The organism is Streptomyces hokutonensis (assembly GCF_000376565.1).
Classification (GTDB): Bacteria; Actinomycetota; Actinomycetes; order Streptomycetales; family Streptomycetaceae; genus Streptomyces; species Streptomyces hokutonensis.
Genome location: NZ_BARG01000031.1, coordinates 100066 through 118069, shown reverse-complemented (window position 1 = coordinate 118069; position 18004 = coordinate 100066). Strand labels below are relative to the sequence as shown.

16 protein-coding genes are annotated in these 18004 nt (G+C 69.1%); 4 read left to right on the top strand and 12 right to left on the bottom strand.

Annotation, left to right across the window (positions count from 1 at the left end; genetic code table 11):
- The first annotated feature begins 18 nt into the window (after positions 1-18).
- Genes SSP08S_RS59365 through SSP08S_RS18105 form a run of 3 tightly spaced genes read left to right on the top strand, consistent with a single transcriptional unit; the run spans position 19 to position 2567 of the window.
- Positions 19-279 (top strand): WhiB family transcriptional regulator, encoded by a 261-nt coding sequence (locus SSP08S_RS59365; protein WP_019069024.1) that lies wholly within the window; start codon positions 19-21, stop codon positions 277-279.
- Between the two features lie 14 nt (positions 280-293).
- Entirely contained in the window at positions 294-1850 is a 1557-nt protein-coding gene (qcrB, locus tag SSP08S_RS18110) for a cytochrome bc1 complex cytochrome b subunit (RefSeq protein ID WP_019069023.1), read from the top strand.
- A 51-nt stretch (positions 1851-1901) separates the two neighbouring features.
- On the top strand, positions 1902-2567 hold the full coding sequence (locus tag SSP08S_RS18105; protein ID WP_019069022.1) for a nitroreductase: 666 nt from the start codon (positions 1902-1904) through the stop codon (positions 2565-2567).
- Between the two features lie 52 nt (positions 2568-2619).
- On the opposite strand, the gene SSP08S_RS18100 is transcribed toward SSP08S_RS18105, so the two are convergent.
- The 4 genes from SSP08S_RS18100 to SSP08S_RS18085 form a co-directional block, all read right to left on the bottom strand.
- Positions 2620-3366 carry an SDR family oxidoreductase gene (locus SSP08S_RS18100; RefSeq protein ID WP_019069021.1) on the bottom strand — a complete coding sequence of 249 codons (747 nt, stop codon included), beginning with the start codon at positions 3364-3366 and terminating at the stop codon, positions 2620-2622.
- A 74-nt stretch (positions 3367-3440) separates the two neighbouring features.
- A complete protein-coding gene (locus SSP08S_RS18095; protein ID WP_043259535.1) occupies positions 3441-5141 on the bottom strand; it encodes an L-aspartate oxidase in 1701 nt (566 codons plus the stop codon).
- A 94-nt stretch (positions 5142-5235) separates the two neighbouring features.
- Positions 5236-6144 carry an RNA polymerase sigma-70 factor gene (locus tag SSP08S_RS18090; RefSeq protein WP_019069019.1) on the bottom strand — a complete coding sequence of 303 codons (909 nt, stop codon included), beginning with the start codon at positions 6142-6144 and terminating at the stop codon, positions 5236-5238.
- Between the two features lie 113 nt (positions 6145-6257).
- Positions 6258-7187 carry a UTP--glucose-1-phosphate uridylyltransferase gene (locus SSP08S_RS18085; RefSeq protein WP_019069018.1) on the bottom strand — a complete coding sequence of 310 codons (930 nt, stop codon included), beginning with the start codon at positions 7185-7187 and terminating at the stop codon, positions 6258-6260.
- A 350-nt stretch (positions 7188-7537) separates the two neighbouring features.
- Between SSP08S_RS18085 and SSP08S_RS18080 the strand changes: the two genes are divergently transcribed.
- Positions 7538-8629 (top strand): hypothetical protein, encoded by a 1092-nt coding sequence (locus tag SSP08S_RS18080; protein ID WP_019069017.1) that lies wholly within the window; start codon positions 7538-7540, stop codon positions 8627-8629.
- Positions 8630-8750: 121 nt separating this feature from the next.
- Here SSP08S_RS18080 and SSP08S_RS61755 read toward each other — a convergent pair whose 3' ends face one another.
- The 8 genes from SSP08S_RS61755 to SSP08S_RS63425 all read right to left on the bottom strand — a co-directional run bounded on the left by SSP08S_RS61755 (position 8751) and on the right by SSP08S_RS63425 (position 17514).
- A complete protein-coding gene (locus SSP08S_RS61755) occupies positions 8751-8894 on the bottom strand; it encodes a hypothetical protein (RefSeq protein ID WP_019069015.1) in 144 nt (47 codons plus the stop codon).
- Positions 8895-9031: 137 nt separating this feature from the next.
- Entirely contained in the window at positions 9032-10900 is a 1869-nt protein-coding gene (locus SSP08S_RS18065; protein ID WP_051105922.1) for an RICIN domain-containing protein, read from the bottom strand.
- A 53-nt stretch (positions 10901-10953) separates the two neighbouring features.
- Positions 10954-12708, bottom strand: coding sequence for an amylo-alpha-1,6-glucosidase (locus SSP08S_RS18060; protein WP_019069013.1), 1755 nt, complete (start codon positions 12706-12708; stop codon positions 10954-10956).
- 54 nt (positions 12709-12762) lie between these two features.
- Entirely contained in the window at positions 12763-13587 is an 825-nt protein-coding gene (locus SSP08S_RS18055) for a carbohydrate ABC transporter permease (protein ID WP_019069012.1), read from the bottom strand.
- Between the two features lie 11 nt (positions 13588-13598).
- A complete protein-coding gene (locus tag SSP08S_RS18050) occupies positions 13599-14570 on the bottom strand; it encodes a carbohydrate ABC transporter permease (RefSeq protein WP_043259525.1) in 972 nt (323 codons plus the stop codon).
- Positions 14571-14590: 20 nt separating this feature from the next.
- Positions 14591-15838 carry a sugar ABC transporter substrate-binding protein gene (locus SSP08S_RS18045; RefSeq protein WP_019069010.1) on the bottom strand — a complete coding sequence of 416 codons (1248 nt, stop codon included), beginning with the start codon at positions 15836-15838 and terminating at the stop codon, positions 14591-14593.
- A gap of 131 nt (positions 15839-15969) precedes the next feature.
- The gene (locus SSP08S_RS18040; protein WP_019069009.1) at positions 15970-17001 is read right to left on the bottom strand and encodes a LacI family DNA-binding transcriptional regulator; all 1032 of its coding nucleotides are present in this window, start codon (positions 16999-17001) and stop codon (positions 15970-15972) included.
- 309 nt (positions 17002-17310) lie between these two features.
- Positions 17311-17514, bottom strand: coding sequence for a DUF3761 domain-containing protein (locus SSP08S_RS63425; protein ID WP_051105921.1), 204 nt, complete (start codon positions 17512-17514; stop codon positions 17311-17313).
- Positions 17515-18004 lie beyond the last annotated feature (490 nt).

The window sequence follows — 18004 nt, the reverse complement described above, 5'->3', positions numbered from 1 at the left end:
GAACGAGGTGACCATGCCATGCACTGGCGTGAACGGGCAGCTTGTCTGCACGTAGATCCCGAGCTCTTCTTCCCCATATCCAGCAGTGGTCTCCCGCTTCGGCAGATCGACGAAGCGAAGGCCGTGTGCGGCCGCTGTCCGGTCGCGGAGCAGTGTCTCGAATGGGCGATGCGGGTGGGGCAGGCGGACGGCATCTGGGGCGGAACAACGGAAAGGGAACGCCGTGCGATGCGCGGACTCGACATCTCGCGCGCACAACGCTGGCCGAGCGATCTATGAGAGGCGGCAGCGGTATGGGCAATGGTGAAAGGCTCGCCGACTGGGCCGACGGACGTCTTGGCCTCCGCCGCATCGTCAGAGAGAAGGCGCGACGTGCCTTTCCGGACCACTGGTCTTTCCTACTGGGAGAGATCTGTCTCTACAGCTTCGTCATTCTCGTCGTCACGGGCGTGTATCTGACCTTCTACTTCCATCCGTCGATGAAGGAGGTGCAGTACAACGGCAGTTACGCACCGCTGCGCGGCCGGATGATGTCGGAGGCGTTCGCCTCGACCCTGCACATCTCCTTCGACGTCCGCGGCGGTCTGCTGATCCGGCAGGCCCACCACTGGGCGGCGCTGGTCTTCGTCGCCTCCCTGCTCGCCCACATGATGCGGGTGTTCTTCACGGGCGCCTTCCGCAAGCCGCGCGAAGTCAACTGGGTGTTCGGATTCCTGCTGTTGGTCCTCGCCATGTTCGCGGGACTGACGGGATACGACCTCCCGGACGACCTGCTGTCGGGGACCGGCCTCGCCGTCGTGAACGGCACGATCCTTTCGATTCCGATCGTGGGAACGTATCTGTCGGTGTTCCTCTTCGGGGGCGAGTTCCCGGGCCACGAACTCGTGGCCCGCTTCAACACCATTCACGTACTGATCATCCCCGCCCTCATGGTGGGCCTCCTGACCGCCCATCTGGCCCTGGTGCTCCACCACGGGCACACCCAGTACCCGGGCCGTGGACGCACCAACAGCAATGTCGTGGGCGTGCCGGCCAAGGTCCATGCCGTCAAGTCGGCCGGGTATTTCCTGCTGGTGACCGGCGCAATCTTCGTCATCGCCGCGGTCGCGCAGATCAACCCCGTCTGGCAGTACGGCCCTTACCGCGCCGACCAGGTTTCGGCCGGGTCGCAGCCCGACTGGTACATGGGCGTGGCGGACGGACTGCTGCGGGTGATGCCGGGCTGGGAGATCAATTTCTGGGGCCACACCCTCGCGCTCGACAACCTGATCCCGTTGACCGCGGGTGTCGGTTTCTTCCTGGCCCTGGGCGTATATCCGTTCATCGAGTACTGGGTGACCCGTGACAGGCGCGACCAGAACCTGCTGGACCGACCGCGTAACCGTCCTGCACGAACGGCACTTGGCGTTGCCTGGCTGAGTTTCTACGCGGTGGCGCTGATCGGCGCGGGGAACGACATCATCGCCGTCCGTCTGCATCTCGCGGTCGAGTCGGTGACTTGGGCTGTCCGCATCGGTCTCTTCGTCGTGCCTGTCGCGGCCTACTCACTGACGAAGCGATGGGCGCTCGGACTTCAGCGCGGCGACCGCGAAAAGGTACTCCACGGCCGCGAGACCGGCATCGTCAAACGCCTGCCCGACGGCGAATTCGTCGAGCTGCACGAGCCACTCACCCAGGATCAACTCCACCTTCTCACCCAGCACGACCAGTACCTTCCGATCGACACCGGAACCCGGAATCTGCGCTCCCGGCTCAGCGAGAGCCTTTACGGCGAGGGCACACAGATCACCAAACCGACGGCACAGGAATACGACGACAGGGAAATACCGGCCAAAGAAGTTCAGGGGTGACCAAACCCGTTGAGCGGACACGCAGTTGAACAGATGAGGAGTGGGACGAACTTGGACGTGTACGAGGCGGTCACGAGCCGGCGGGCGGTGCGCGGATTCACCGACCGGCCCGTCCCGAGGGAAGTGCTGGAGCGCGTACTGTCCGCCGCGGCCTGGGCGCCGTCCGGATCGAACCTCCAGCCGTGGCACCCCTACGTGGTGACCGGCGGGCCACTGGCCGAGATAAAGAAGCGCGCCGGCGAGCGCTTGGCCGCGGGCGACGCCTGGGACAAGCCGGAGTACGAGCAATACCCGCCCGTGCTGAAATCCCCGTACCGAGAGCGTCGGTCCGCCTTCGGCGAGCAGCGCTACGGCGCCCTCGGCATCCCGCGCGAGGACGTAGAGGCGCGGCAGCGGGCCGCTTCCGCGAACTGGGACTGCTTCGGCGCGCCCGCTGCCCTGTTCTGCTACATCGACCGTGATCTGGGCCCGGCCCAGTGGTCCGACTGCGGCATGTTTCTGCAGACCGTCATGCTGTTGCTGCGGGCCGAAGGGCTGCACAGCTGTCCGCAGATGGCATGGGCGAAGTTCTACCGGAGCGTCGCGGAGGTCCTGTCACCCCCGGCCGAGCTCATGCTCTTCTGCGGCATGTCGATCGGATACGAGGACGTCACGGTCGACGACGCCCGTACGGGCAGAGCGCCGATCGGGGAGACGGTCACGTTCGTCGAGGGTTGAAACAGCTCGGGTGGCCCTTTCGGAGGAAAGGGCCACCCGGAACGAACGGACTCTACTTCTGTCGCGTCAGCCAGTCGGCGAACCGCGTACCGGCGATGTGTGCGTCAGGTCCCGGCAGGAGCGTGTTCTCCTCCAACTCGGCGCCCCAGTACGTCGCCTGCGGGTCCGTGACGATCTTGCGGGGGTCGTCCTGGGCGGTGAGCCCCATGCGGATGAACTCCTCGAGTTGGAACGCCTCGGGGCCGGCGACCTCCACCACGCCGCCCACCGGGTCTCCGACCGCCGTGCGGACGACGGCCTCGGCGACGTCGTCGGAGACGATGGGCTGGATCTTCGCGTCGGGCAGGTGCACGGTGTCGCCCTCGGTGACCCCGTCGGCGAGTCCCTTCGCGAACTCGAAGAACTGGGTGGCGTGGACGATGGAGTAGGGATTGCCGGACGCCTTGATGAGGTCTTCCTGGACCTGCTTGGCGCGGAAGTACCCGCTCCCCTGGAGGCGTTCGGTGCCGACGACGGACAGTGCCACGTGATGCGCGACGCCCGCCTCGGTCTCCGCCTTCAGCAGATTCGTCGTCGAGGTGCGGAAGAAGTCCATGACCGCCTGGTCCTCGAACGACGACGAGTTCGACACGTCGACCACCACCGACGCGCCCTTCAGTACCTCGGCCAGTCCCTCGCCCGTCAGGGTGTTGACGCCGGTGCTGGGCGCCGCCGCGATCACCTCGTGCCCGTGCTCACCGAGCCCGGCGACCACCTTCGAGCCGATGAGTCCGGTGCCACCGATCACTACGACCTTCATGACGGAATTCCTTTCGGGTTTGTCTGATGCCTGCATCAGTAGAGACCAGGCACGGGATCTGTTTGTGACACGACCTATTCGACGAGTTTTCCCGTGGTCGAGACTTCCTCCATCAGGGCGGAAATCTCGTCCGGGACGGCTGGAATGGCTTCGCGCGTGACGCCCGTCGTCGGGGACCACACGAGATTCACCCGCAGCGCGGAATCCTGTTCGGGATAATCGCTGCGGTTGTGGCAGCCACGCGTCTCACGGCGCTCCAGCGCCGATTCGAGGGTGGCCCGGGCCGCGAGCGCGGCCGACTTGAGATCGAAGGCGTGTGCCAGATCCTGATGGCCCGCGATGTCCGGGTGGATGCCCACGGCCTCGATGCGCTTCTCGATCACCGCGAGTTCCGCCAGCCCGGCACGCAGGCCGTCCTCGTCGCGTACGACACCGGCGTGCTCGGTCATGGTGTCGCGGATGGCGCGTTGCAGGGCCCGCACGTTCTCGGGCCCGTCGGCGGCGAGGAGCCCGTCGATCTCGGCGCGGGCCTCCGCGACGGCCGACGCCGACCGCGGCTGGGCGGTCAGGGACTGCGAGTACGCCGCGGCGGCCCGGCCGGTGAGGCGGCCGAACACGAGCAGTTCGATGAGGCTGTTGCCGCCGAGCCGGTTGGCGCCGTGGAGCCCGCTCGACGCCTCACCGATGGCGTACAGGCCGCGTACGTCGGTGCTGTGGTCCTCGGGGCGTACCCACACCCCGCCCATCGAGTAGTGCGCGGTGGGCGCGATCTCGATCGGGTCGCGGGTGATGTCCAGCATCTGGAGGTCCAGCAGGGTCTGGTAGACGCGGGGCAGCCGCGTCATGATCGTCTGCCGGGGCAGGTGCGAGACGTCGAGCCAGACTCCGCCGTTGGGCGTGCCGCGCCCTTCCTTGATCTCCGTGTACGCGGCCAGGGCCACGCGGTCGCGGGTGGAGAGTTCCATGCGCCCGGGGTCGTAGCGGGCCATGAAGCGTTCCCCGAGCGCGTTGCGCAGGATGCCTCCCTCGCCGCGGGCGGCCTCGCTGACCAGGGTGCCGGCGGCGTTCTCCGGTTCGATGATGCCGGAGGGGTGGAACTGCACCAGTTCGGCGTCGCGCAGTCTGGCCCCGGCCTCCACGGCCAGGCGGAAGGAGTCCCCGGTGTTCTCGTCGCGCCGCGAGGAGGTGCGCCGCCAGATGCGGGTGTGGCCGCCCGCGGCCAGGATCACCGCGTCGGCGTGGATGACGTAGCGCCGTCCGCTCGTGAGGTCGAAGCCGTACGCGCCGAACACGGCGCCCTCGTGGGCCAGCAGCCGGGTGATGTACACCCCTTCCAGCACGGGGATGTCCAGTTGCTCCGCGCGCCGGATGAGGGTGCGCTGGATCTCCAGGCCGGTGTAGTCGCCGGCGAAGGCGGTTCTGCGGAACTTGTGCGCGCCGAAGAAGCGCTGCGAGATCCGGCCGTCCTCCTCCCTCGCGAAGTCCATGCCGTAGCGCTCGAGGTCCTCGATGCCCCGGGCGGCCCCCTGGGTGACGATCTCCACGGTGCGGGGATCGGCGAGGAGGTAGCTCTCCTTGAGGGTGTCGGCGGCGTGCTGCTGCCAGCTGTCCTCGGGGTCCATGGTGGCCAGCGCCGCGTTGATGCCGCCGGCCGCCAGTGCCGTATGGGCGTCGTCCTTGGGGCGCTTGCCGACGGCGAGGACGTCGACGCCGGCCTCGGCCAGTTCGATCGCCGCCCGCAGACCGGCTCCTCCGGTGCCGATCACCAGCACCATGGTGGCGAGACGTTGTTCGGTGACAGCCACGGTCCACTCCGATCACTGGGGTCTTCATCCGGTACGACCGGACAGCCCCGCGATCTGTGACAGCTCAGGACGTGGTGCCGCCGCCCAGCGAGGCGACGTAGGGTGCCAGCTTCTCCGGGTTCATGACCCACATGGCCCGCTCGACGCCGCGTTCCGAGATGTCGAGGGTCAGCAGCACCACCGGCGTATCCCCAGCCGTGACGAGGACGGCAGGACCGCCGTTGGCCTCGACCCAGTGGATCTCCTTCTCCGGCCAGAAGCGCGGCGCGAAGGCGGCGAGGTACCTGGAGACGTGTGCCAGGCCGACGACCGGGAACTTGGACGCCCCGCGCAGTCCGTTTCCGTCGGTGTAGCTGACCACGTCCTCGGCGAGGATGTTCTCCAGCACGGCCAGATCGCCGGTCTGCGCGGCGGCGAGGAAGACCTCCATCAGCCGCCGGTGCTCGGTCGCGTCGACGGGCTTGCGGCGTTCCGACGCGAGGTGTCTGCGCGCGCGGCTCACCAGCTGACGGGTGTTGGTCTCGCTGGTCTCGAGCATGTCCGCGATCTGCCGGTAGGGGTAGTCGAAGGCTTCGCGCAGCACATAGGCGGCCCGTTCCACGGGGTTGAGCCGCTCCAGCAGGAAGAGCACCGCCGTGTCGAGCGCCTCGGCCCGCTCGGCGCCCAGTTGCGGGTCCGCGCGCGTGTCGACCGGCTCCGGCAGCCAGGGGCCGACGTACGACTCGCGGCGCACCCGCGCGGACTGGGCGACGTTGAGCGCCAGCCGCGCGGTGACGGTGGCGAGGAACGCCTTCGGCTCGCGGACGACGGCACGGTCGGTGTGCTGCCACCGCAGCCACGCCTCCTGGAGGACGTCCTCGGCCTCCGTGGCGCTGCCGAGCACGCGGTAGGCGATCCCGAAGAGCTGGGGGCGCGCCGCCATGAACACGTCCGCCGCCTCGTCGAGGGAATCCGTGCCGTCCCCGATACCCATGCGTGCCGCCTTCAGTTCCGACCTGGTTCGCGCAAGCGCCTGCTCATGCTACGGCGGCCTTCTCCCGCCGATCGCGCTCGGCGGGTTCCGCGACGGCGCGACCGGCACGCAGGTCAGGTGCCCGTCTTCGCCCGGTCGGCGGCGGCGCGGTCGACGTCGAGTTCGGCGACCAGGCCGCGCAGGACGGGGCCGTACTCGGGGTGGGCGAGCGCGAACGCCATCTGGGCGACCATGTAGTCGGCCGGATTTCCGGTGTCGTACCAGCGGCCCTGGATGACCTGTCCGTACACCGCGCGGGTGGCGGCGTAGGCGTTGATTGCGTCGGTCAGGTAGACCTCGCCGGTCCTCGTCTCGTACCAGCGGCGGGTCTGCTCACGCAGTTCGTCGATGATTCCGGGGGTGACGACATAGCCGCCGATGGCCGCGTACGACGACGGCGCGGCGGCGGGCTCGGGCTTCTCGACCAGGCCGGTGATGCGCAGTTGTCCGTCCCCGAGGTCCTCCTTGACGATGGGCACCCCGTAGCGCTGGGAGTCGACGGGGTCCATCGGCATGAGGGCCAGCACCGGGCAGCCGGTCTGCTCGTAGGCGCGGACCAGCTGCTGGGCACGGGGGACGTCGGCCACGAAGACGTCGTCGGGCCACAGCACGAGCACCGGTTCGTCGCCGAAGGCGCGGGCCGCGTTCAGCACGGGGGTGCCGTTGCCGTAGGGGCCGTACTGGTCGAGGTAGGTGATGTGGCCCCGCCGGGCCAGCTCCGCGACCTCCTCCACGGCGTCCGCGTAGGCCGTCTTGCCGTCCTGGCGGAGTTGGTCGACGAGGGCGGGGTTGGGGCGGAAGTGCTCCTGGATCAGGGACTTGCCGCCCGAGACGACGATGGTGATGTCGGTGATGCCGGAGTCCACCAGCTCGCGGACGGTGTGCTCGATGACCGGCTTGTCGCCGACCGGCAGCATCTCCTTCGGTGTCGCCTTCGTCAGCGGCAACAGCCGGGAACCGAGCCCGGCGGCGGGAATCACGGCCCTGCGAATCGTCGGGGACATCACGTCTCTCTCCGGTCGAGCGTCATGTGCCCGTCGGCAGGCACACTCCGCCGACGCTACCAACGGCCCGTACTGAACCCCGCGCGGCTCTCGAGATGAAGATCGAGTACAAGCCATCCACCGTGGGGCGGACTTGAGCATCGAGATCTTCCTCCGCGGAGCCGAGTCCGCCCTCCTGCGCGGCGAGTCCGACGCGCGCCGAGCGACCTTGTCGAGGTGGTGCCGCCCTGCGAACATGCGTTCAGCGCGCGCTTGTTGCATCGTGAGGGATCACGAAGGGGGCACAGGGCATGGCGTTCTGGCGGCGGGGAGACCGGCACGACCGAAGAGACGGCACGGAACCGCCACGCTTGCCGGGGACGCCGTCGCCCGAGTCCTCTTCCGCGCGGTCCGCCGTCTTCACCTACGACCCGCTCGACGGCCGGCCCGGCACCGAACCGCTGGCCACGCTGCGGAAGGGCGCCCTGCTCAGCGCCGTCGACCAGGCCAACGACGCGGTGGACGCCGCGCACGGCGACTGGTACGCCCTCGCCAGGAGCGCCGCCGTCCTCGGCCGGACACAGTACGGCAGCGGCGACGCCGAACTCGCCGTCGCCGCCTACGACCAGGCGGTCCGTCTCTACAACGACAACTCCCGCGCCATGGGCCGCGGCGAGGATGCCATCACCGGCCTCGCCACCCTCGTGGACTGCGCGGGCCGGGCCATGCTCCTCCACCACCGGCAGGCCCGCCGCAGGCTGGCGGACTCCGCCTTCGACGTGGGACGCCTCTTCGCCGAGTTCCTCGCCGGCAACGGCGTGACCGACCCCGCCTCCCAGCTCCTCGGCCGCCGCGCCGCAGTCGTCCAGCGCACCGGGCAGCCCCGCAGCGGCCTGCTCGACCCCGGAATCCTCTCCCAGCTGGACCCACAGGACACCCTGCGCGAAGCCACCTGGGCCGTGACGGAGTACCTGGACGCCCCGGGCCCGCACACCCTGGCCGAGGCTCTGCACGCCACCGGCGCCGAACAGCAGCTCTGGGCCACGAATCTCGCGGAAGCGCTGACCGTCGACGGGGGCCGCAAGACGGACTGTTGGTCGCCCACCCTGCGCGGCAGCCACCTCGGCCTCCTGCCCGCCGCCGCCCGGGCCGTGACCCGAGCCCTCGCCGATACGACGGGCACGGCCGCGGACGGCTGGCGTCTGACCGGCCGCGAGATCCACATGTGCTACTCGGTGGCCTCCGGCCGCGGCGAACTGCGCTTCGCGCTCAAGGACCACGCCGAATACTGGGGCGGCCTCCTCCTCGCCCTGGGCAAGGACGCCCTCCGCAACGGCCACACCGCGCTCGCCTCCGACTGCGGCGACTGGCTCCGCGGAGTACTCACCCAGGCCGCGCCCCACACCCTCATCGCCCCCTGGGGGCAGGAACTGCACGCCGGCTCCCAGCACCTGCCGAGCTGAGTTCACGGCGGTCAGCCGAATTGCCACGCCTTCTTCGCGGCGACGAGATCGGTCAGTCGGGACACCTCCTCGAGCAGCGCCGACCTGCCGATCCCGGTCGGGCCGTGGCCGTCCGCCGGATTCACACCGAGCCGAGCAGGCCGTTGAGGATGCCCTCCTCGGCGAGGTGGTAATGGAGCGCCTCCCCCAGAACCACCACCCCGAGCGTCATCAACGCGCCGCCCCAGACGGCGAGTTGCCGGGCGCGGATCAACGCACCGGCCACGGTCGCGGCGAGGACTGTGGCGGGGGCGTCGCGTCGGGAGGCGGTTGTGGTGGAGGCGAGTCTTCAAGATCCGTTCCGGTCGGACGATGGGGAGGGACACGTGAACCGCCCCTCCCCATCGTCATGCGTGACAGCGGTCAGCTCTTGCCGAGGAGCCGCCAGATCTGGTTCTTCTTGGTGCTCAGTACGCTCGCCGCGTCGCAGGTCCACTGGTGGATCAGCGCGCCGGCGGTGGTCGAGACGCCGGTGACGTCGACGCACTTGCCGCTGTGGACGGCGACCAGCTGGTAGTCGTGGCTGTTGCCGAGCGCGGTGACGGGGTTGAGGGTGAACTGCTGGTTGGTGGCGCCGTTGCAGGTGTACTGGATGACGGCGGCGCCGTCGGTGGTCGACGCTCCTGAGACGTCCAGGCACTTGCCGCTCAGCTCGTTGACGACCGTGTAGGTGTTGGTCGTGCCGCTGACCGGCTTGAGGTCGAGCATCTGCTGGTAGCCGCCCTCGCAGTAGTACTGCTGGTACTGCGTGCCGTTGGCGGTGCTGACACCCGTGTCGTCCAGGCACTGGCCGCTGTTCTGGCTGACGGCGACCGTGGAGACGGTGGTGTTGGACGGGGGCAGCAGGGTGACGGTGTAGCCGTCCTTGGCGTTGCTCCAAGGGAGGCTCACCGAGGCGGAGTTGCCGCTGACGGTGAGGGTGGTGTCGGCGATGGTCTCCGGGCCGGTGACGGCGGCCCCGCTGTTGTACGGGATGCGCTGGACGACGGCGCGGACCTGGCTGTTCGCCACGACGGACGTGGTGTTGAGCCCGGTCAGGTTGACAGTGACGGTCCCGGTGTTGCCGCTGCTGCCGAGCAACACCTTTGCGTTGCCTGCCGAGTTGTCCTTGGTCGCCAGGCCGTCCGTACCTGTGCCGGCGGTGAGCTTGACGATGTTGCCGGTCTGCGAGCCGTAGTAGCGGTACATGAACCACTCGCCCAGCGGCAGGTACTGGCCCGCGCTGTTCTTGGTGAGCAGGTTGGCCTCGTTGTCGTGCAGGGCGGTGCCGGAGGCCCAGTTGCCGCGCAGGCCGTCGGCGCCGGCGCGTTCCAGGCGGCCGATGAACCAGGCGCCGCCGCCCGGGGACTGCATGGACAGGGTGGCGTACTCGTTGATCTGGTAGGCGCGGGTGTTGGTCAACCCGGCCGCCGCGAGGGTGGAGTTGGCGCGGCCGACGTCGGTGGCGGGGTCACCGGGTTCGTCGTGCCAGCTGTAGATGTCGGGGGCGACGTTGTTCGCCTTGACGTACGTCAGATACGTCGTCCACCAGCTGTTGGAGGAGTTGGGCTGGCCCGCGATGCTGGGGCCGACGATGAGCTGGGCGGGGAAGGCGGCGCGCACCTTGGCGTAGAAACGCGACCACATCGCCAGGTACTGCGTCTGCGAGGCGCCCCAGAAGCCGCTGCCGTCGGGCTCGTTCCACAGGTCCCACTGGACCGTCATGTTGTTGGCCTTGACGTCGCCGATGAGCTGGGTGACGAAGGCGTCGAACTGCGTCCAGTCGCCGTTGTCGCCGGGCCAGCCCTGGCTGGTGGTGCCGTCGGCTCCCCACAGGTCGTGCGGGAGCAGGATGAAGGTGCCGCCGAGGGCGGCGGTCCGCTTGTACTGGGCGAGGGTCGAGGCCCAGCGGGTCTGGTAGTCGGCGAGGCTCGTGGCGTAGCCGCCGTTGTTGAGCTGGGCTCCCCCGGCCCGCATGAAGTGCCACTTGATGTCCTTGAAGAAGTGGTCCTGGGGCAGCGAGCCGTCCGGGGTCATCCCGTAGATCATCCCGGAGGCGTGGTACGTGGGGGCGCCGCCGGCGGTGGAGAAGTCGACGGTGACGGAGGTGTCCGCGGCGTGGGCCGTGGTCGCGGGGAGCGTGAGGGCGGCGAACGAGGCGAGGATCGCCGCGACCACGGCGGTCCTGCGGCCTCTCGGGACGGGTGGTCTGCCGGTGCGTCCGGCCGGGGAAAGGAAGCGGGGTATGCGCATGTGCGGGTCTCCCGAAGGGGGAACTTCCTGGGCGCGGCTCGCCCAGGGGTCTGTCAGCCGACGGCCTCCGTGGCCTCGGCGCGCCTCAGCTCGTAGGCCTCGGCGAGGAGCAGATAGCTGCTGGCGGTCCAGGTGTAGGCGCGGTCGCGCAGTCCCGCGCCGGTGAGGGCGTCGAAGTTCTCCGCGAACCCCGAGGTCTCGCACAGCGCCCGGAAACGGTCGCTGATCTCGTCGGCGAGACGGCCGTGTCCCGCGCGGCGCAGGCCGTCCTCGATCAGGACGGTGGACGGGGCCCAGATCGGGCCGCGCCAGTAGCCGTCGTCCAAGTAGTGCGGTGAGGTGGGCAGTTCGGTGGCGAGGCCGTGCGCGGTGAGGTGGGCCTCTACGCGTTCGGCCAGCGCGTCGGCGATGGGCGCGGGCAGGTGCTCGCCGAGCACGACGGGCATCAGGTCGAGCAGGCTGGAGCTGGACCAGGTAGACCCGCCGTGTGCCGAACGGGCGACGAACCGATCTCCGGTCCAGAGTTCGTCGAGCAGTGCCGCCTGCGTCGCGTCGGCCGTCCGGGTCCACTTGCGCGTGTCGTCGGGCAGCCCCAACTTGTCCGCCAATACGGCGAGTTCACGCAGCTGGAGGATGAGGAAGGCGGCCAGGTCGGCGCTGACGATCACGCGCTCGGGGTCGAAGGTGGTGGCGTTGTCCCAGCCGCTGTCGTTGCCGTGCTGGTAGTGCGGAAGGGCGGCCCCGGGTGCGCGCCGCATGGTGAGCCAGAACTCGGTCCAGCGGGCCAGCCGGTTGTAGACCTCGGTCAACTCGGCCTCGTCCAGCGGTTCTTGCAGCCGTCGGCGCAGGTGTCGGAGAGCCCAGCCGTGGATGGGGGGCTTGACGAAGTTGTAGAGGATCTCCGAGTGGGTCACCGAGTCGGGCAGCGCGCCGGTCTCGTCCTGGTGGTCGAAGGGCAGGGAGAACTGGTCCAGGGCGAGCCTGGGCGAACCGGGCGCCAGGGCAAGGGCGTTGAAGCAGTGGTCCCAGCTCCACACCTTGTCCATCCAGTGCTTCGACATCAGCACGGCGGGCCGGGTGACAAGTCCGGCCGGGCGCACGGTCGCGGACCACACCACGTACGCGGCGAGTTCGGCGGCCGGGGTGTCCGACGAGCGCCAGGGCGCCACCGTGTCGGCGAAGGCCTCGAAGGAACGCCGGACGGCGGTGACCACCTCGTCGAACGTCGTCGGGGAGGCGTACGGGGGTCGCGCCGTGTCGAGTTCCTCCACGGCGGCCTCCCAGACACCGTCGGCACCCGCGCCGATCGTGACACCACGACCGGCACGGCCCAGCGTCTGAGCACCGGCGATGTCGGTCACGCCGCCGGACAGGACGGTGATCCGGTAGCGGCGTCCGGTCTCGTAGGAGGTGAAGACGTGCGCGTCGGCCACGGGGTCGTGGAAGAAGTACGTGCCGCTGAACGGAGTCAACTCCCGTGCCGCCGCGCCGACTTGCAGCCCGAGACCGGTACCGCGCAGCCGCACGGTGTCCGGCGACTCGTAGGCGAGGTCGACGCGCCCGCCGTCACCGGTCCAGCTGAGCAGGGCCGGTGTCGCCTGCACGCGAACCCTGGCCCTCTCCCCTGTCACCGGGTCGAGGGGGACGAGGTTCAGGACGGCGTGCATGCCGTTCTGGTGCGAGACGAGATGAAGGTCCTCGGCACGGGTCTTCTCCGCGAGCACGGGAGAGATACCGAACCAGGATCCGTACGTGCTGAACGGGATGTCGTGGACGGAGAAGGCCGGGCCGGAGCAGGCGACGGTCATGGAGGCGTAACTCGTTTCTCAACAGGGGTTCTACGGCGGAAAAATGACGGATCGTCAGTCCTTGACGGCGCCGGCCGTCACGCCCGCGGCGACGTAGCGCTGGGCGAGGACGAGGATCACCGCGGCGGGCAGCGAGGCCACGACGGCGGTCGCCATGATGGCGTTCCACTCCTGGTTGTTGTTGCCGATGTAGTGGTAGATGCCGAGGGTGATCGGCTCGTGCGCCCCGCCGTTGGCGAGGGTGCTGGCGAAGACGAAGTCCGACCAGGACCACAGGAACGCGAACAGCGACACCGTGACGACGGCGTTGCGGCTCATGGGCAGGACGATCGACCAGAAGGTGCGCACGGGCCCGGCGCCGTCCGTCTTCGCGGCCTGGAGCAGTTCGCCGGGGATGCCGGACATGAACGCGGTGAAGATCAGCACGGCGAACGGCACGGCCAGCGTGGAGTCCGCGACGATCAGTCCCGGCACCGACTGGAGCAGGCCGAGGCTGAGGTAGATGGCGTAGAAGCCCATCGCCATGATGATGCCGGGGATCATCTGGGCGACCAGGAAGAGGAAGCTGAGCACGCCGCCGCCGCGGGGGCGGAGCTTGGCGAGCGCGTAGCCCGCGGGCGCCGCCAGTGCCACGGTGACGACGACCGTGCCGAGGCCGATGACGAGGCTGGTGCCGAGGTAGGGCAACTGCTGGTCCAGGACGGCCCGGTAGCCCGCCAGCGTGCCGTGCAGGGGGATCAGGTCCGGCGGGCTCTTGCGCATGTCCTGGTCGCGGGTGAAGGACACGTTGAGCATCCAGTAGACCGGGAAGAGCATCACCGCGGTGAACAGGACGCCGATGGCCGTCTGCCACCAGGTGCGGTTGGTGCGCCGGTTCATGGCAGTGCCGTTCATGACAGTGCCTGCTTCCGCTGGACCCGGACGTAGACCAGGCCGAACACCAGGGCGGCGACCACCAGCAGGTTTCCTACGGCCGCTCCGGGGCCGAAGGCCGGCAGCAGGTTGCCGAAGCCGAGCTGGTAGGACCAGGTGGCGAAGGTGGTGGAGGAGTCGGCCGGGCCGCCCTTGGTCATGATCCAGATGATGTCGAAGACCTTGAGGGTGTAGACGAGGCCCAGGAGGAGGGTGATCGCGGACACCGGACGCAGGAGCGGGAAGGTGATCCGCCAGAACCGCTGCCAGGCGTTCGCTCCGTCGAGGGCGGCCGCCTCGTAGAGGTTCGCGGGGATGGACTGGAGGCCGCTGTGGAGGACCACCAGGTTGAACGGGACGCCGATCCAGATGTTCGCGATGATCACCGAGACGAGCGACCAGCCCGGTGCGGTCAGCCAGTTGACCGGTCCGACGCCGACGGCGTGCAGGACGGCGTTGACGACACCGGAGTCGCTGTTGAGCATCCACGACCAGGTGGACGCCGACACGATCAGCGGGAGCAGCCAGGGCACCAGGAAGAGGGCGCGCAGGGTCGCGGAGAGCCGGAAGCGCTGGTTGAAGAAGACCGCGAGGGCCAGGCCGATGGCGTACTGGAAGACCAGGCACACGGTGGTGAAGACCACGGTGTGGAGCAGGGCCGGGGCGAAGGTCGGATCGTCGACGACCGTGCGGTAGTTGGCCAATCCCGTGAAGGGCGCGTCGCCCTGGACGAAGGACCGGACCGTGTAGTTGCGCAGGCTCAGGTCGATGTTGCGGTAGAGGGGATAGGCGTAGAAGAGGACGAGGTAGAGGGTCACCGGGGCGAGGAAGCCCCAGGCGGCCCACTGCTGGGAGGTGGGGCGACGCCGTGCCCGGGGCGGTGCGGTGGGGGCCGCACCGCTGTGGTGGCGCACGGGCCGCCGTTGTGGCACTTGGGTCATGTGGCTCATCAACTGGCCCTGGTCTCTGGTTACTTGACGGCCGACTGGGCGGCGGACAGCGCGTCCTTCGGCGACTTCGAGCCGCTGAGCGCGGACTGGACCGCCTTCCACAACTGCTCCGAAATCTTGGGGTACTTGATGCCCAGGTCGTCGCTGGTGCGTCCCTTGGCCGCCTTGACCGCGTCGACCCAGGGCTTCAACTCGGCGTTCGCGGCGACCTGTTTGTCCTGGACCTCGGTGGTGGGCGCCACGTACGACAGCGTGGTGTCGGTGTCGAGGAGGTTGTCGGTGCTGGTCAGACAGGACACGATCTTCTGTGATGTCGCGTAGCGGTCGGTCTTGCCCTGGACCGGAATGGTGACGAACTCGCCGCCGGTCGGGGCCGCCGCGTTGCCGCCGTCGGCCGCGGGAACGGGGACCACCCCGTACTCGAAGCCGGCCTTCTTGGCGTTGGCGAGCTGCCAGGTGCCGTTCTCGCTGAACGCGTAGTCGCCGGTCGCGAACTCCTGCCAGCTGGTCGTCTGGGTGTTGTTGAGAACCGAGTTCGGGGCGTAGCCGTCCTTCAGCCAGCCCTGCCACAGCGTCAGCGCGGAGACCGCCTTGTCGGAGTCGAGCGCGGTCAGCTCGGCGCCCGATCCCCAGAACCAGGGCAGGAACTGGAAGGTGCCCTCCTCCGTGCCGATCGCGGAGAACGTGATGCCCTTCTTGCCGGCCTTCTTGACCTTCGCGAGCGCGGCGGTCAGCGACTTCCAGTCCTTGACCGAGGCGGCGTCCACCCCGGCCTGCTTCAGCACCGCCTTGTTGTAGTACAGGGCGAGGGTGTTGGCGCCGATCGGCGTGCCGTACGTCTTGCCGCCCGCCTGTCCGGCGGCGAGGAGGTTGGGGTCCACCTTCGAGGTGTCCAGCTTGTTGTCCGCGGTCGTGGTGAGGACACCGGCTTCGGCGAGGGTCGACACCACCGGGTTGTCGACGATGAGGACGTCCGCGGAGTTGTCCTGCTGGGCCGCCAGCAGCGCCTTGTTCGCCAGGTCGCCGGTGTCGAACGCGGTCCGCTTGATCTTCACCCCGGCCTTGGTGCCGCAGGCGTCGAGCAGCTTCGCCCAGGCGGAGGTCTTGTCGAACTGCGGGTACGGGTCCCAGATCGTGTAGGTGCCGCTGTCCGCGGCCTTGGTACCGGTGCTGCCCGTACCGGAGGAACAGGCGGTGGCGGTGCCGGCGACGGCGAGGACCGTCATGGTCGCGGCGGTGAGGCGGAGTCGTCCGAGGGAGCTGTGCATTGCGCGTTCCTTCGCTTTTGGCATGGGTGTGCCGAGGGAGGGTGACGAGGGGGGAAGCGGGCATGCCGAACAGCCACGGTGAGGGGGTGCGCCCGTGAACGGTGATCAGAAAGTGGTGTCGGGGGCCGAGGTCAGCGCGTCTCGGTGGACGGCGTACCGGTGCCTGGCCCGGTGCTGGCACGGAGCGAGATCGGCGGTACGAGCAGGTGGTGCCGGGGCGGCGCGTCGGGCTGGTCGATCCGTTCGACGAGCAGCTCGACGGCGAGGCGTCCCATCTGCTCCGCCGGTACGTCCGCCGCGGTGAGCTGCGGGGTCACCGTCTCCGCCCACCGGCCGGCCACGACTCCGGTGACGGAGAAGTCGCGCGGTACATGACGGCCGGCCTGGGCCAGTCCCCGGTACAGGCCGCCGAGCGCGGCCTCGTTGAGGGTGACCAGGGCCGTGGTGGCCGGGTCGTCGTGCAGGATCTGTTCCAGGCACGCCTGGCCGGACGCGGCGTCGTCCCCGCAGCAGTACGTCCGCACGGTCAGCCCGCGCTCGGCCGCGGCCTTGGTGAAGCCGTCCAGTCCGCGGTGGGCGGACTCGTATCCGGCCCGCAGAAGTTGCTCGGGCCGGTTGACGAAGGCGACCCTGCGGTGACCGAGGTCCGCGAGGTGATGCACGCACGCCGCCGCCAGCGCGGTGTGGTCCAGGCCGACCCACCAGGTGCCCTCGGGACGCGCGGTGCGGCCGATGGCGACGGAGGGGAAGCCGAGGGCGGCCAGGTGATCGACCCGGTCGTCCTCCAGTCTGATCTCCATCAGGATCGCGCCGTCGACCCGCCGCTCCCCCAGCATCCGCTGGAACGAGCGGTCGCTGTCGACACCGCTGGGTGACAGCAGCACGTCGTAGTCGTGGGCCGCGGCGGCCTCCACCACGCTGCCGATGAAGTCGAGCTGCATACCGGTGTAGTGGTTGCCGGCCGGCGGGAAAACCAGACCGATGGTGTTGGTCCGGCCGTTGGCCAGGGCGCGCGCACTGGCGTTGGGCTGGTAGCCCAGCTCGTCGATGACGCGCTGGATCTTCCGGCGGGTGTCCTCCGACACGGCACGCTTGCCGCTCAGCGCATACGACACGGTGCTCCGCGAGACACCGGCCCGCCGGGCGATCTCACCGATGTTCACGGGCACTCCTTGGATGTATCGAACCGGTTCGATGTTGCGTAGCCGCGACAGCCGGTCATCGAACCGGTTCGCGTGAAGTGAAGGTAGGAACAACCCCGACGGCTGTCAACACCTCTCGCCGCACTTCTCGTAACACCCCTGGAATCCAGGGTGAGCTGACGCGACTCCCCGCGTCAGAGGTATTGCCGCCGGATTTCCGCAGTGCTAGCTTCCCGGCACAGCGATGTCGAACCGGTTCGACAATGTCCGTCCGCTGTCCACACCCGCATGGAAACCACGGAGACCCCGGTCATGGTTCGCCAGCAACGCTCACCGGTACCAGTACTTGACGCCCCGGTGGTACGAACACGTCCCGCGGGCGTGGGCACTGTAGGAGTACGAGCCGTCCTTGCACTTCGCGGTAGTGCCGTGCGGATACGGCGAGTTCGCCTTGCAGACACCCGTCGTGTGCCGCGCGCAGGTCGCGGCTGCCGCGTCGGTCGCCACGGCTATGGGCACCAGCACTGCCCCCATCACATCGCCGCCGCAACCGCGCCCCGGGCTTTCGTCAGCATGAGCTGCCCCTTCTGATGGTTCGGAGAGGCGAGCATGCATCCGCCGGCCGCGGCACCCAGGTCGACCGGACGGACCGTCGCACAGCGGTGACCCTCGTAGCAAGGTCATCGCACTGGGTTGGAAGCACACGAACGCATGCGCGGGGCAGGCGCTTCCAGGTCTGACGTCGACGGGCAGCGGCCCCAGGTCGTCCAGCGACCACTTCGGCATCGCTCTCCACTGGTGGCCTGTCCCCCCAACGAGACCATCGAGCGACAGGCTTGCACCACGCGGCTGTTGCTCGACCACGTCCACGTCCCCGTCGTCCCGGCCGTCTTCCTGTGCGGTGTGCTGCCCAGCCGGACGCGGTGCGGATCGGGGCCGACCCGTCGCATCCGGCCCGGGCGCCGTGAAGCTACCCCGGTCCGTCACCCCGGTACGGCGTCAACCAGCCTGTGGAATGGCGCTG